General features: G+C 64.6%; 14 protein-coding genes and 1 riboswitch. Of the genes, 7 read left to right on the top strand and 7 right to left on the bottom strand.

Features of this window, described 5'->3' with window-relative positions:
• A complete protein-coding gene (locus HQN78_RS16040) occupies nucleotides 1-1,290 on the bottom strand; it encodes a peptidylprolyl isomerase (protein ID WP_235084859.1) in 1,290 nt (429 codons plus the stop codon).
• Nucleotides 1,291-1,299: 9 nt separating this feature from the next.
• Nucleotides 1,300-3,573: an LPS-assembly protein LptD gene (locus tag HQN78_RS16035; protein WP_235084856.1), complete on the bottom strand. Its 2,274-nt coding sequence runs from the start codon at nucleotides 3,571-3,573 to the stop codon at nucleotides 1,300-1,302.
• A 74-nt stretch (nucleotides 3,574-3,647) separates the two neighbouring features.
• Between HQN78_RS16035 and amgK the strand changes: the two genes are divergently transcribed.
• From amgK to HQN78_RS16010, 5 genes are all read left to right on the top strand, one after another.
• Nucleotides 3,648-4,679 (top strand): N-acetylmuramate/N-acetylglucosamine kinase AmgK, encoded by a 1,032-nt coding sequence (gene amgK / locus HQN78_RS16030; RefSeq protein WP_235084854.1) that lies wholly within the window; start codon nucleotides 3,648-3,650, stop codon nucleotides 4,677-4,679.
• Between the two features lie 2 nt (nucleotides 4,680-4,681).
• Nucleotides 4,682-5,389: an N-acetylmuramate alpha-1-phosphate uridylyltransferase MurU gene (gene murU, locus HQN78_RS16025; protein WP_235084852.1), complete on the top strand. Its 708-nt coding sequence runs from the start codon at nucleotides 4,682-4,684 to the stop codon at nucleotides 5,387-5,389.
• 4 nt (nucleotides 5,390-5,393) lie between these two features.
• Nucleotides 5,394-5,945 (top strand): crossover junction endodeoxyribonuclease RuvC, encoded by a 552-nt coding sequence (ruvC, locus tag HQN78_RS16020; protein ID WP_227106553.1) that lies wholly within the window; start codon nucleotides 5,394-5,396, stop codon nucleotides 5,943-5,945.
• Between the two features lie 38 nt (nucleotides 5,946-5,983).
• On the top strand, nucleotides 5,984-6,577 hold the full coding sequence (gene ruvA / locus HQN78_RS16015; RefSeq protein ID WP_107797902.1) for a Holliday junction branch migration protein RuvA: 594 nt from the start codon (nucleotides 5,984-5,986) through the stop codon (nucleotides 6,575-6,577).
• A 104-nt stretch (nucleotides 6,578-6,681) separates the two neighbouring features.
• On the top strand, nucleotides 6,682-7,491 hold the full coding sequence (locus tag HQN78_RS16010) for an ABC transporter substrate-binding protein (protein WP_227106555.1): 810 nt from the start codon (nucleotides 6,682-6,684) through the stop codon (nucleotides 7,489-7,491).
• Nucleotides 7,492-7,649: 158 nt separating this feature from the next.
• Here HQN78_RS16010 and HQN78_RS16005 read toward each other — a convergent pair whose 3' ends face one another.
• The 5 genes from HQN78_RS16005 to ribB form a co-directional block, all read right to left on the bottom strand.
• Complete coding sequence (locus tag HQN78_RS16005) at nucleotides 7,650-8,285, bottom strand: BON domain-containing protein (protein ID WP_235084849.1); 636 nt, start codon at nucleotides 8,283-8,285, stop codon at nucleotides 7,650-7,652.
• 300 nt (nucleotides 8,286-8,585) lie between these two features.
• Nucleotides 8,586-9,935 carry a sigma 54-interacting transcriptional regulator gene (locus HQN78_RS16000; RefSeq protein ID WP_107797910.1) on the bottom strand — a complete coding sequence of 450 codons (1,350 nt, stop codon included), beginning with the start codon at nucleotides 9,933-9,935 and terminating at the stop codon, nucleotides 8,586-8,588.
• Nucleotides 9,932-10,462, bottom strand: coding sequence for a hypothetical protein (locus HQN78_RS15995; RefSeq protein WP_235084847.1), 531 nt, complete (start codon nucleotides 10,460-10,462; stop codon nucleotides 9,932-9,934). The genes HQN78_RS16000 and HQN78_RS15995 overlap by 4 nt, the downstream gene beginning before the upstream one ends.
• Nucleotides 10,459-11,868, bottom strand: coding sequence for a HAMP domain-containing sensor histidine kinase (locus HQN78_RS15990; RefSeq protein ID WP_235084845.1), 1,410 nt, complete (start codon nucleotides 11,866-11,868; stop codon nucleotides 10,459-10,461). The genes HQN78_RS15995 and HQN78_RS15990 overlap by 4 nt, the downstream gene beginning before the upstream one ends.
• A 52-nt stretch (nucleotides 11,869-11,920) precedes the next feature.
• Entirely contained in the window at nucleotides 11,921-12,580 is a 660-nt protein-coding gene (ribB, locus tag HQN78_RS15985; protein ID WP_227106561.1) for a 3,4-dihydroxy-2-butanone-4-phosphate synthase, read from the bottom strand.
• A gap of 125 nt (nucleotides 12,581-12,705) precedes the next feature.
• Nucleotides 12,706-12,852: riboswitch (FMN riboswitch) on the bottom strand.
• A gap of 88 nt (nucleotides 12,853-12,940) precedes the next feature.
• On the opposite strand from ribB, the gene ruvB reads away from it, so the two are divergent.
• Complete coding sequence (gene ruvB / locus HQN78_RS15980; protein WP_107797913.1) at nucleotides 12,941-13,975, top strand: Holliday junction branch migration DNA helicase RuvB; 1,035 nt, start codon at nucleotides 12,941-12,943, stop codon at nucleotides 13,973-13,975.
• 117 nt (nucleotides 13,976-14,092) lie between these two features.
• Entirely contained in the window at nucleotides 14,093-14,500 is a 408-nt protein-coding gene (locus HQN78_RS15975) for a hypothetical protein (protein WP_107797914.1), read from the top strand.
• Nucleotides 14,501-14,548 lie beyond the last annotated feature (48 nt).

The raw sequence follows: 14,548 nt of genomic DNA, 5'->3' as shown, positions 1-14,548 counted from the left end.
TTACTTCTCGTCCAGCCGTTCTTCGACGAAGGCGGAGTCGCGCAGCTGGCGCACCCAGTCGGCGTACGCCTGTTCGATCTTGCGGGAGCGGATCTGTTGTTTGACCGCCAGCCGCTCGCGGTCGCCGGACACGTCTTGATTGCGCTTGCCTTCCACCAGGATCAAATGCCAGCCGAAGGGCGTGCGCACCGCCGGCGACAATTGGCCGATAGGCAGTTGCGTCATCGCGCTCTCAAAATCCGGCACCAGATCGCCCAGATTGACCCAGCCCAGATCGCCGCCCTTGGCGTTGCTGCCGTCTTCGGAGTAGAGCTTGGCCATGTCGGCGAACTTGGCGCCGCGCTGGATGCGGTCGCGCACCTGTTCGATACGGGTTTTGGCGTCGTTGGCCGATACCGCCTCGTTGGTGCGGATCAGAATGTGGCGCACATGGTATTGCTCCACCATCATCGGCGCGCCGCTCTCGCGTTTGTCCTGCAATTGGAAGATGAAGAAGCCTTGCTGGGTGCGGATCACATTGGTGTGCTGGCCGGTTTTCAGCTGTTCCAGCATCTGCACGAACTCAACCGGCAGCGATACCGCGCTGCGCCAGCCCATGTCGCCGCCTTTCAGCGCATTGGGAGCGTCGGAGTAGCTGGCCGATACCTTGGCGAAGGCTTGGCCGGCCTCCAGCTCCGTCAGCGCTTTCTCGGCCTTCTTCGACAGCGCGTCGATCTGCTTGGCGTCGGCGCGTTCGGGCACGTTGATCAGGATGCTGGCCAGGTGGTATTCAGCGCGGTTGCCGCTCTGCGCGCTTTTCAGCACCTGATCGACTTCGGTCTCGTTGACGTTGACCTTGGCGGCGACTTCGCTGTCGCGCAGGCGCGCGATGGTCAGTTCCTTGCGCACTTCGGCGCGCAGCTTGTCGAAGGCCAGGCCTTCCTTGGCCAGCTGGGCTTTCAGGCCGGCCACGTCCATCTTGTTCTGCTTGGCCAGATTGGCCACCGCCTGATCCACCGCGGCGTCGTCGATGCGCAGGCCGCCGCTGGCGGCGTACTGCAGCTGAACCTCCTCGGTGATCATCTGTTCCAGCATCTGTTTTTCCAGCACGGCGCGCGCCGGCGGCGTCACTTTCTGCGCTTGCAGCTGTTTGATGGCTTCGTCGACGCGGGATTGCAGATCCAGCCAGGTGATCACGTTCTTGTTGACCACCGCGACGATGCGGTCCACTTCTTTGACCGGGGCGGCGGGAGCGGCGACGGCGCCTTGCAGGGCGCCGGCCAGCAGCAGGGCGAGCAGAGTCTGTTTCATGATCATCGCTTATAAATCGTTAGTCTTGCTATAGCCGGGAATCGCCAGCTTCAGCGTGTTGAGCGGATTGTTGCCGAAGCCGCCAAGGCCCTTGAATTCCAGCTGGAAATAAATGGCGTTCTTGGTGGTGATCAGGTCGCTGACATAGCGCTGACCGACCAGGCGCGCCGACCAGCAACCGTCGTTGTACTCGAATCCGGCCAGTTGTTCCAGCGGCTTGCGGTCGGCCAGCGAATAGTTGTAGCGGCCCAGCGCATACCATTTCTTGGCGATAGGCCATTGAGCGCCGATATCGACCTGGCGCAAGGGGCCGTACAAGGTGGAGTTGTCCAACTGCTCGTAGCGGCCGTAGCGGTAACGGGCGCTGAGTACCTTGCCGGGCGCCGGGTTGTAGCGCAGCTGGGCATTGTAGCGTTCGGTGGTTTTCAGCGCCTCGTTCCATTCATAGGAGCTGTCCAAGCGCCAGCCCTGGGCCAGATCGCCGCTGGCGCCCAGCAGCAGATTGGAGCCGCTGACGGTGCGTTGTTTCGGCACTCCATCCAACTGGATGTCGTCCTGGTTGAAATAATAGCGCTTGCCCACGGTCAGCCGGATCCGTTCCAGGCCGTTTTCCTGGCTGATCAGGCGGCTGGTCAGCGCCGTGGTCAGCTGATTGGCGCCGTTGACACGGTCGGAGCCGGAGAAACGATTCTCGGTGAACAGCTGCGCAAAGTTGAAATCGTTTAGCGAAGTGTCGAAGTTGGGAAGGTTGTTCTGATTGCGGGTTGGAATATTGACGTAGAACAGGCGCGGCTCCAGCGTCAGCAGATGATCCTGGCCCAGAAACTCGGTATCGCGGTCGAAATAGAGGCCGGCGTCGGTGCTGAAAATAGGCAGGCTGCGCGACACCGAACGGCTCTGCTGGCCGGGCAGCGCGTCCAGATTATATTCGGTCAGGTGCAGGCCAAGCTTGGGACGCAGAAAGCCCCAACTCTTGTCCAGACTCCACGTCAGGCTGGGGTAGGCGACCAGGCGGTCGCCGGTTTGCAGAGTCGGATGGGAGAAGCGGGTCAGTTCGCTTTGCAGATTGGCGCTGAAGCCCTGCGACAATTGCTGGTTGGCCGTGAAAGTCAGCTGCGGCAGCCGCGCATAGGGAATATCCCCTGACGTCGGCTTTTCCAACAGGGTCTGGTAGCGCTGAGCGCGCAAAGTGGCGTTGGCCGAGCCGCCCTGCCAGCCGAAGCCGTAGCTGAGCCAGGCCTCGCGCACCAGGTTGACGTTGGCGGCGATGCTGAGACGGTCGCCGAAGTCCTTGAAGTAGTTGGGGTCGGAGACGTAGTTGGCGTTGTAGCCGAAGGTCAGGCCCGGGGCCAGCGTCTGGTTATGGGTCGCGTACCAGGCGTAGCGGTTCTTGTCGGTGACCTTGTCCTTGGGCAATTGTTCGGTGTAGATCGAGCCGGCGTAATTGGGCTGCAGATAGCGGAATTCCGCGCCCAGCATGGTGCCGTGCTTGTCGTTGAAATGCGGGGTGATGGTCGCGTCGTAGTTGGGCGCGATATTCCAGTAATAGGGCAGCGCGACTTCGGTGCCGTTGGTGCCGGTCTTGAAAGTGGGCGGCAGGAAGCCGCTCTTGCGGTTGCCGTTGAGCGGGAAGTCCATCCACGGGGTGTACAGGATGGGCACGCCGTAGAAGTTCAGCCGCGCGTTGCGGGCGACGCCGACGCCGTTGTTGTAGTCGAGGTCCAGCAGCGAGGAGTTCAGATACCAGGAGTCGTCGCCGGGTTCGCAGCTATTGATGCGGCTGTTGTAGACCCGGTACTCGTTCTGGCCGCGGAAATCCACTTGCTGGCCGTCGCCGCGCATCGGCACCGTGCTCATCGGACGGGTGGCGGCCGGCGTGCCCTTGGCGGCGGGCGCCGGCTTGCCCATGGCGAACACCGGGTTCATGCCGGTGCCGCTGTAGTTGGCGACGTTGTAATCCAGCGTGGTGCCGGTGACCACGTCGACGCCGCGCGTCATCTTGAAGCGGTCGCCGGCCTTGACCCGGTCCTTGTTCTGGTAATAGTCCAGCCAGTCGGACTCCAGTTTCTGGTCGTCGCGGGTGACCACCACATTGCCGCGGGCTTTCAGCTCCACATTCATCTCGCCGTCCATATCGTCGGCGGTGACGTGGGTCTGGCCTTCGGCCTTGGGCGGGGTGGGCAGGGCGATAGGGGCGTCTTCATCGGCCAGCGCCAGCGCCGGCTGCAGTGAGAACGCGGCCGCCAGCGCCAGGGCCAGCGGATTGGGTTTGATTCTGGGCATGCACAAAGCCATATCTAAGGGGCGGCGGGGCAGTATAAAATCAGCCAATTCTATCAGCACCAAGACGAAGCGACATGCATAGACAGGAACTCATCAAAAAATGGCTGGCGGATTTGTACCCGGGACAGGACATCGGGCTCGAATTCGCCGCCGCGGATGCCGACTTCCGGCGCTACTTCCGTGCGACCTGGCCGGACGGCGCGAGTTGCATCGTGATGGACGCGCCACCGGAAAAAATGAGCACCGACGCCTATGTGCAAGTGCGCGACGTTTTCGCCATGGTCAATGTTCCCAAGCTGCTGGCGCGGGATAGAGGGCAGGGCCTGCTGCTGCTGGAGGACCTGGGCCGGGTCACCTATCTGGCCGCCTTGGAGCATGATGGGCGCGAACAGGTGCGGCGCCATCTATTGCTGGAGGCGCTGGACACCCTGGTGGAGATCCAGTCTGCCAGTCAGCCGGGAGTGTTGCCGGAATACGACGAAGCGCTGCTGACGCGCGAGTTGAACCTGTTTCCGGAGTGGTTCTGCGCCAAGGAATTGGGTCGGCCGCTGGATTTCGCGCAACGCCAGCTGTGGGACGCCGGGGTCAAGGCCTTGCTGCCGGTGTTGTTGGCCCAGTCCAAGGTGTTCGTGCACAGGGATTTCATCGTGCGCAACCTGATGCTGACGCCGGGCAAGCCCGGGGTGTTGGATTTTCAGGACGCGGTGTACGGTCCGGTCAGCTACGACATCGTCAGCCTGCTGCGCGACGCTTTCATCGAGTGGGACGAGCCCTTCGTGCTCGATATCGCGATCCGCTACTGGGAAAAGGCGCGCGCCGCCGGCCTGCCGGTGCCGGCCGAATTCGACGTCTTCTACCGTGATTTCGAATGGATGGGCGTGCAGCGCCACCTGAAAGTGACCGGCATCTTCGCGCGTCTGTTCCATCGCGACGGCAAGGACAAGTACCGCGCCGAGATTCCGCGTTTCATCAAGTATCTGAAACGGACCACCCGCCGTTACCAGGAACTGGCGCCGCTCTATCAGCTGTTGCTGCAGTTGGTGGGCAAGGACCAGACCGATGACGAGCTGCAATCGACCTACCCGGCCTTGAGCTACAAGGGATGAGCATGCCGATAGCCATGATTCTGGCGGCCGGCCGCGGCGAGCGGATGCGGCCGCTGACCGACCATGCGCCCAAGCCCTTGCTGGAGGTGGGCGGCAAGCCCCTGATCGTCTGGCAGATCGAGCGCCTGGTGGCGGCCGGTTTCGCCGACATCGTGATCAATCACGCCTGGCTGGGCGCGCAGATAGAACAGGTGCTGGGAGACGGCGGCCACTTTGGCGCGCGCATCGCCTATTCCGCCGAGGGCGAGCCCTTGGAAACCGCAGGCGGCATCGCCAAGGCCTTGCCCAGTTTGCGGGCGGGACGGGAGCGCGCTTTTCTGTGCGTGGCGGCGGACATTTATACCGATTACGACTACGCAAGCCTGCTGCCGCGGCTGGACGCGCTGGAGGGCCTTGAGGAACCGGGCATGCACCTGGTGATGACGGACAATCCGGCTTTCCACGCGGGCGGGGATTTCGCCTTGGAGCCGGACGGCGGCCTGCGCGCCGACGGCGAGCGCAAGCTGACCTTCTCCAGCATCGGCCTTTACGATACCCGCATGTTCGCCGGCCTTTCCGCAGGCCGCTTCGCGCCGATGCGTCCGTTTTACGACGCCGCGATCGCGGCCGGACGGGCCAGCGGCGAGTATTTCAACGGCGTCTGGCACAATGTGGGCACGCCGCAGCAATTGCGGCAGTTGGATGCGCAATTGCGCGCCGTCCCGGGCTGAGGCGATGTCGGCTCAGCTTCTTCCCGGCGCGCGCCGCATCCTCGGCATCGACCCCGGCAGCCGCATCACCGGCTTCGGGGTGATCGACCTGGTCGGTCAGCAACGCCATTACGTGGCCTCCGGCTGCATCCGCACGCCGCCGGGCGCGCCTTTGAGCGATCGCATCCGCGTGATCGTCGACGGCCTGTTCGGCGTGATCGATACCTACCAACCACAGGCGGCGGCGATCGAGCAAGTGTTCGTCAACGTCAATCCGGCGGCCACGCTGATGCTGGGTCAGGCGCGCGGCGCCTGCATCAGCGCGCTGGTGTTGCGGGACCTGCCGGTGGCGGAATACACCGCGCTGCAGGTCAAGCAGTCCGTCGCCGGTCACGGCAAGGCCGCCAAGGAGCAGGTGCAGCACATGGTGGTGCGGATGCTTAATTTGTCCGGCACGCCCCAGGCCGACGCCGCCGACGCGCTGGCGGTGGCCTTGGCGCACGCCAATCTCAGCGCCGGCGCCTTGGGCCAGCTGGCGCAGAGCGGCCTGAAAATTCGCGGCGGCCGGCTGGTCTAGCCGACGCGCCTGTAATCGCTTGAAGAAAGAACCGGAACATGATTGGACGCCTGAGCGGCAATCTCATCGAAAAACTGCCCCCGCAAGTGGTGCTGGACGTCAACGGGGTCGGCTATGAAGTCGATGTGCCGATGACCACTTTTTATCAATTGCCGGCCTTGGGTCAGAAAACCACGCTGTTCACCCATCTGGTGGTGCGGGAAGACGCCCATCTGCTGTTCGGCTTCGCCAGCAAGGAGGATCGCCAGACCTTCCGGCAACTGGTCAAGGTGACCGGCATCGGCGCCAAGATCGCCCTGGCCATCCTGTCCGGCATGACCACCGATGAACTGGCGGTGGCGGTGGCCAGCGAAGACATCAAGCGCTTGTCCGCGGTGCCGGGCATAGGCAAGAAGACCGCTGAGCGTCTGGTGCTGGAGCTGCGCGGCAAATTGGCCACCGGCAGCACGCTGACCGCGCCGGGGGGCCTGGCTTTCGCCGCCACGCCGGATGAGAAGGGCGACATCGTCAACGCGCTGCTGGCCTTGGGTTACAACGAGAAGGAGGCCGCGGCCGCCACCAAGGGTCTGCCGGCCGAGGTGACGGTGAGCGAGGGCGTGCGTCTCGCCCTGAAGAGCCTGATGAAGTTCTGAAAACGCGAGCCGGCTCTTAAAGCCGGCGGCGCTTTGCCTATAGTGGGGAGTGCCGTGCGCTGGGCATGGCGATGAATCCGGCATGGCCGGGAGGCGTACCCACCGTGAAAACAGGACTGGCGCGAGCATGTCTGTTGCTGGCGGCCTGCTGGGCCGGCGGCGCTCATGGCGGCGTGTCGTGTCCGCAACGGCCGATCCGTTTCGCTTTTTACGAGATCGGCCAGTTCTACAGTGCCGGCCGCGGCTTGGATCGAGACGTGGCGGAGGAATTGCGGCGGCGCAGCGGTTGCGAGTTCGAGTTCGTGGTGATGCCGCGGGCTCGCATCTGGCAGGAACTGGAGGCCGGCTCGCTGGATATGACCGGTTCCGCGATCGAGACTCCGGAACGCAGCAAAATCTATTGGTTTTTCAACTACATCCAGCTGCGTCAGTACGCGATTTTATCGATAGACGTGCCCGACTCCATCCGCTCGATGGAGTCCTTCATCCAGGATGCTCCATCCAGCCGCTGGGCCATCGTGCGCAGTTACAGCACCAGCCGTTATTTCGATCCCTTGGTCTTGCAATTGGGCGTGCAGCGCCGTTTGGTGGAAGTGGCGGAGGAGGATGTCCTGTTCCGCATGCTGGACCAGCGCCGCGTTGCGGGCATTTTCTCCACGCCCATGGTGTATCGGCAGAAAATCAGACAACACGGTTTGGAAGACAGAGTGAAAGTGGCGGACTGGGAGAAGGACGACGCGCCCAGCCCGCGCAGCCTGGTGTTGACCAAGCGGGCTTTCCCCGACAGCGAAGCCAGAGCCTGGCGCCAGTTGGTTGACGGCATGAACCGCGACGGCACCATGCTGCGTCTGATCAACCGCTATATGAGCAGGGACGAAGCCGCTGCAGCGGTGTGGGCCGGCGGAAAACGATAGCGCCCGCGAATAAAAAAAGGCCGCCCAGAAGGGCGGCGAATGGAGGCGGGCACACTTGCGTGCGTTCCTTGGGACGACTCCGGGTAAAGCGAGGGTCGGCGCTGCTGTACTCAGGGCAAGCGAGCCAGACGGGCAGCGCGCCGACGAACTAGAGGGGTTTAGCCTGCGGCTTTGAGGGTGACGTTGGTGCGAACCGCGGTCACGCCCGGCACGCGGGAGGCTTCTTCGGCTACGCGGCGCAGCGCTTCTTCGCTGGGCGCGGTACCGCTCAGGGTGACTTCGCCGGCCTTCACGCTGGTCTGGATATTGGCACCAACCTGGGCTGCGGCTTTGGTCACGGCTTCCTGAACCGCCTGATTCAGGCCGGCGGCGGCGCTCGGCGCGGCTTCGGCGATCAGGGCTTCAGCCGCGCTGGCGTCGCCTTTGGCGGCGGTGGCGCGTTGAGCTTGTTCGGCCGGAGCGCTGGCGTCGCCTTTGGCGGCGGTGGCGCGTTGAGCTTGTTCAGCCGGTGCGCTGGCGTCAGCCTTGGCGGCGGTGGCGCGTTGAGCTTGTTCGGCCGGTGCGCTGGCGTCGCCCTTGGCGGCGGTGGCGCGTTGAGCTTGTTCGGCCGGGGCGCTGGCGTCGCCTTTGGCGGCGGTGGCGCGTTGAGCTTGTTCGGCCGGGGCGCTGGCGTCAGCCTTGGCGGCGGTGGCGCGTTGAGCTTGTTCAGCCGGAGCGCTGGCGTCTTGAGCCGCCCAGCTGGCGCCGGCGAACAGGGAAGTCATCAGAGCAATGGCAAGAGTGGATTTCTTCATGGGATTAACCTTTTCGAGAGAGTGAGTCACATCGCTTGCGCTTGAGTCTGCCGCGCTTCGATCATTTGCGCTTTCCCTATGGCAAAAGGCGTGCCAGCTTTAGTTTTTTCTTATTTTTCAAAGCCTTGCGTTTTTTGTGGCTTGAGTTCGCTTGCAGGAAGCGGCCATTCTGTCGCCGTTAGGCGACAGAATGTCGGTGGAGATGGACAGGGCTTTGATTTGCTTGGGGTTTTGCCTGTCGCCGATCGGCGACAGGCGTAGAGGCGCTCCGTTTCCGTCAGGCCAGTCGCGTCGCCGCGCTTATTCCAGCTTGAAGGCGGCCGGCGTCAGTTCGTGTTTTTGCAGCAAGCGGTAAAACTCGGTGCGGTTGCGGTCCGCCAGGCGCGCGGCGTCGCTGACATTGCCGCCGGTCAGCCGCAACAGGCGTTCCAGATAGTCGCGTTCGAATTGCCGCTTGGCTTCCGCCAGCGTTGGAATCGCGCTTTCTTCACTGGCGACGGCTTTCTGTACTTGCGCCAGCGTTACCAGAGAGCCGGTGGTCAGCACGCAACATTGTTCAACCACATTGGCCAATTGTCGGATATTGCCCGGCCAGGGCGCCGCGCTCAGGTATTCCAGCGCGTCGGCGGCGAAACCGCTGACGGCCTTTTGATAGCGGGTGGCGATTTTTTCCAGGAAATGCGCGGCCAGCAGAGGAATGTCTTCGCGGCGTTCCGCCAGCGGCGGCAGGCGCAGCGACACCACGTTCAGGCGGTAGAACAAATCCTCTCGGAAGCTGCCTTCCTGAATCAGCGCTTCCAGCTCGCGATGCGTGGCCGACACCAGACGGATATCCACCGGGGTCGCCCGCGTCGCGCCGACCGGACGCACCTCGCGCTCTTGCAGCACGCGCAGCAGTTTGACCTGCAGCGGCGGCGGCATATCGCCGATCTCGTCCAGGAACAGGGTGCCGCCGTCCGCCTGTTGGATCAGGCCGGTCTGGCGCGCGTTGGCGCCGGTGAATGAGCCTTTTTCATGGCCGAACAGCTCGCTTTCCAGCAGATTGTCCGGAATCGCCCCGCAGTTGACCGCGATGAAGGGCTGGCCGGCGCGCGGGCTGGCCAGGTGGATGGCCTTGGCCAGCACTTCCTTGCCGGTGCCGCTTTCGCCGCGCAAGAGCACGCTGGCGCCGGTGGCGGCGACCATGCGGGCCTCGGCCAGCAGTTCCTCCATCGCCGGGCTGCGGCTGACCAGGCCGGAGCGCCAGCCGGCCGCGGCCTGATCGACCGCGCGTCCGGGTCCCGCCAGCGATAGCCCTTGGGCCACCTTGTCCAGCAGCGCCTTGCCGTCGAAGGGTTTGACCAGATAGCCGAACACGCCGCGGCTGACCGCTTCCACGGCGTCCGGCACCGTGCCGTGGGCGGTCAGCAGAATCACCGGCATCGCGGGGTAGCGCTGGCGGACTTGCTCAAACAGTTCCAGACCATCCATGCCGGGCAGGCGCCAGTCCGTCAGCAGCAAGTCGGCGCGGCGGGCCGCCAGCGCGTTCAAGGCCGCTTCGGCGCTGTCCAGCGCTTCGACCTCGTAGCCGGCGGCGCCGAGGCGAAGGCCGAGCAAGCGCAACAGATCGGGATCGTCGTCCACCAATACGATGCGGGCGATGGCGCTCATGGTTGGCCTCCTTTGGTTTTGCTGGGTTTCAGCTGGAGTTCGCGCTCGACTTCGCGCAAGGCGTTGAGCTTGCCGTTCAAGTCGTCGTAGCGTTTTTGCAGATCGCGGTTCTGCGCCTGCTGTCGTTCCAGCGCTTCCGCCAGCTTGCGTCTTTCCTGCAGCTGTTGAAGCGGTAGCCGCGCAAGACCCTGGCTGGCCGGGTCCAGATTATCGGTTTTGGCGAGCAGACTTTCCAATTGGGCCTGCAGTTTTTGAACATCGGCGCGGCTCTCCGCCGCCTGCGCCTGTTGCAGCAGAGTCAGCAAGCGGGCGCTGCCGCAGCTTTCCCGTCCGGCCAGGCTCAGCGCCTGGATTTCCCGCGTCTGGCTCAGCAGCAGCAGGATCTGGTTGGCGTCCGGGCAACGGATGATGGGCGCGGCGGGCACGGCGACCGGCTGGCCTTGATGAGCGCAGGCGCTCAGGGCCAGCAGGCCGCACAGCCAAAGCAGCCGGCGCGCGTTGAGGGCCCAAAAGCGAGATGTCTTCATGTCTTGTTCTCCGGTTCCGGCCACTGCAGGCGGAAGCAGGCGCCGGCCTGAGGTTTGGATTCCAGCGTCAGTTCGCCGCGCATCAATTGGGCGAAGCCGCGCGCCATCGCCAGGCCTAGCCCGGTGCCGGGCAGTTCGCCCGGCGGCGGCGAGCCGCTCCAGAACGGTTCGAAAATTTTTTCCCGATAGGCGTCCGGCACTCCGGGGCCTTGATCGCGGATTTCCAGCCAGACGCCGCCGGCGTCGCGGCCGTGGCGCAGGCTCAAGGCGCTGCCGGCGGGGCTGTGGCGGATGGCGTTGATCAATAGATTGTCCAGAATGGTTTCCACTTTGGAGCGGTCGCCGTTGACCCGGTCCGCATCGCCCTGGACGTCGGCGGCAAGGCGTTTGGCCTGCAATAGCGGACGGCTGGCCTGCAGCCGCTCCGCAATCAGCGCCGGCAGGTCGAAGGTTTCCACGGTCAGCGTCTCGGACAGCCATTGGCCGGCATCATAGCGCAATAAGGCTTCCACGCGCTGACGCAGGGTTTGCGCATTGTTTTGCAGGATGGCGACGATCTCCTGCTGCTGCGCGGACAGCTGTCCTATCACTTCTTCGCGCAGCAACGCGGCGGCTTCGTGGATGGCGGCCAGCGGCGTTTTCAGCTCATGGGACGCTTGGCGGAAGAAACGGCCTTTCTGTTCTTCCAGCGCCGCCAGCCGGCGGTCTAGCTGGGCCAGCTCGCGCGCCAGACGCTGCAGGTCGGCGGGGCCGGACTGGCGCCAGTCCTGCAGCCGCGCGCCGTCGCTCATCCGCGCGATCTTGGCTTGCAGCTTGCGCAGCGGCCAGCTGATCAACAAGGTCATCGCCAGCGCCAGCGCCAGCGCGGAGGCCAGCGACAGCCAGGCCAGGCGGTCGGCGGTGCGGCGCATTTCCGTGATCGAGTCCTGCCATTGGCGCTGGCTTTGTTCCAGTTGGCGGTTGATCAATTGGCCTTGCGCGGTCAGGTGCAGGTCCAGCTGGCGGAACAAGCGGTCGCGTTGCGCGCCGGCGCGCGCCGGCAGGGCCTGGAGTTGCGGCTGGATCGCCAGAATGGCTCGGGCGCTGAGCGTCAACTCGTCGTCGTCGCCGCGTTGCAATTTGCGTTGCGCCAGCTCGATCTCCTGCCAGGCGCCGGCGGCGGTTTTGGCCAGCGCGCGGTCTTTCAGGATTTGAGCCTGGCGGGTGGCGCGTTCGAATTGAATGGATTGCTCGCGCGACACGCGGTTGGCGTCCAGCCATTCCTTGGCTTGCTCCTGATGCGAGCGCAGCGTGGAGGCGGCGTGTCCCAGCTCGTTGCGCAGCTGGATCAGCACGGCCGAGGGCACGACGGCGACGATCAGAAAGCTGGCCAGCAACAGGCTGCGGAATGAAACGAAACGAAGCATGATGGGGTCGGCGTCGACGCCGCGGGCGCAGGCCCGCGGCTAAGGGCAAAGATCAAGCAGACAGCGGAGCGGCGGCTAAGTTCTGGCGGGAAATCCATTCAGCCAGTTCGGCCACGCTCAGAACGGGCAGCGCGTGCGTTTGAGCGTAGTCCGCGATTTGCGCGCCGCGCATCATGCTGCCGTCGGGGTTCATCAGCTCGCAGAGCACGCCGGCGGGCTGGAAGCCGGCCAGGCGCGCCAGTTCCACCGCGGCCTCGGTATGGCCTCGGCGGCTCAGCACGCCGCCGGCGGCGGCCACCAGCGGGAAGACATGGCCGGGGCTGACCACGTCATCCGCCTGCGCTTGCCGGTGGACGGCGGCCTGGATGGTGCGCACCCGGTCGGCGGCGGACACGCCGGTGGACACGCCCTGGGCGGCTTCTATGCTGACGGTGAAGGCGGTGCCGTAGCGGCTGCCGTTGCGTTGCGTCATCGGCGGCAATTGCAGCCGGGCGGCGTGCTCGGCGGTCAGGCACAGGCAGACGATGCCGCTGCAATCGCGGATCAGACGCGCCATTTCGGCCTCGCTCAGCGCGTCGGCGGCCAGGATCAGGTCGGCCTCGTTCTCGCGGTCGTGATCATCGGGAACAATGACCGGCAGGCCGCGGCGCAAGGCGTTAAGCGCCGCTTCTACGCGTTGGGACAAGATGTCAGGGTGTGTGGCGATACTCATGGAAACGGTCCTCGGGTCGTTTGAGAAACAGGTTCCAGGGCGTGAAAAGGGCCGGCGCAAGCCAACCCGCGCGCACCAGCGCGCAGCGAACACGCCGCGGCCGCGCGTAGCGCGGCAGGCGGTCATGTCGTCTTCTCTCATCCGGACTATTACCGTCGGCTCTGGCCTGTCACCAGATCTGCTGACCTTCCGCCGGGAAGCGGAAGCGCTCGCGGGCTCGATCTTGCGATCATACCGCCGGTGGGGAATTGCACCCCGCCCTGAAGACGTTGCGTTGGCCCGCGATGATGGGCGGGCCAGCGGCGATTATAGCGCGGTGGTAAGATTGGGCATTCGTTTTTTTGGCCGGCGGCTGACACCATGATTGAAACCGACAACCTGTACGGCGGCGCGCCCGAGCCGCGCATCGTCACCCAGCAAAGCCTGTCCAGCCAGGAGGAGGCGCTGGAGCGCGCCTTGCGGCCCAAGCAGCTGGACGAGTACGTCGGCCAGAAGAAGGCGCGCGAACAGCTGGAGATCTTCATCGAAGCGGCCAAGCGCCGCAGCGAAGCGCTGGACCACGTGCTGCTGTTCGGCCCGCCCGGCCTGGGCAAGACCACGCTGGCGCACATCGTCGCCCGCGAAATGGGGGTGAATTTGCGCCAGACCTCGGGGCCGGTGCTGGAGCGGGCGGGCGATCTGGCCGCCTTGCTGACCAATCTGGAGCCGCACGATGTGCTGTTCATCGACGAGATCCACCGGCTGAGCCCGGTGGTGGAGGAAATCCTCTATCCGGCGCTGGAGGATTATCAGATCGACATCATGATAGGCGAGGGGCCGGCGGCGCGTTCGGTCAAGATCGATCTGCCGCCGTTCACCCTGGTGGGGGCCACCACCCGCGCGGGCATGCTGACCAATCCGCTGCGCGACCGTTTCGGCATCGTCGCGCGGCTGGAGTTCTACAACGCGGAGGAACTGACCCGCATCGTCAGCCGTTCCGCCGGCTTGTTGAACGTCAAGCTGGCCGACGACGGCGCGTTCGAAGTGGCGCGCCGCAGCCGCGGCACGCCGCGCATCGCCAACCGGCTGCTGCGCCGGGTGCGGGATTACGCCGAGGTTCGGGCCGACGGGGTGGTCAGCGCCCAGGTGGCGGACGCCGCGCTGGCGATGCTGGACGTGGACCCGGCCGGCCTGGACGTCATGGACCGCAAACTGCTGCAGGCCATTCTGGAGAAGTTCTCCGGCGGGCCGGTGGGGCTGGACAACGTCGCGGCCGCCATCGGCGAATCCACCGACACCATAGAAGACGTGATCGAGCCCTTCCTGATTCAGCAAGGCTATCTGCAGCGCACTCCGCGCGGCCGGATGGCGACGGCGTTGGCCTATCAGCACTTTGGGCTGCCGTTGCGGGATTGACGCGCCGGCCGGCGCTGTCGCTTGCGCGCAGCAGCATGGCCATCCCTTGATCGCCGCCGCCGCCGCGCGGGCGTACAATGCCTGCTTTCACGCATTCCGCTGCGGCGGGGGATGATTATGTTCTACGCTTTGTTCGGCCTGACCTTGGCGGTGGCGATCGCCACTTCGATTTTCACCGCGCGCTTTTTCGATCCGGCGGTCAACAAGATTCTGGCGCGAGTCCTGGGACGGGATTTGACCGATGCCTGGCGCAAGTACATTTTCTTCGCCATCGTGGTCACCGGCGTGTCCGGCGGCGTGCGGCAGTGGGCGCTGGAGAAGTACCTGCCGCCGGCGGCGGGCAAGGGCAGCACGGTGATGGAGCTGACCGGCGAACGCTGGTTGCTGGAGCTGTTCAATACCTTCATCGACACCCTGCGCTCGATTGCCTGGGTGATGTTGTTGTTCTTCCTGTGCGCGATGCTGGCCTATGTGATCATGAAGGCGGTGGAGATGCGCAAAGGCGAGCAGGCCTCCGACGAATGAAAAAATCCCGGTCATGGACCGGGATTTTTCTTTGAAGCGCGGCGCGGC

The sequence above is a fragment of the Chromobacterium sp. Beijing genome, assembly GCF_021496765.1.
In the GTDB taxonomy this organism is placed as follows: domain Bacteria; phylum Pseudomonadota; class Gammaproteobacteria; order Burkholderiales; family Chromobacteriaceae; genus Chromobacterium.
The sequence above is the reverse complement of the archived record's forward strand: the minus strand, read 5'-3'. Positions and strand labels throughout refer to the sequence as shown.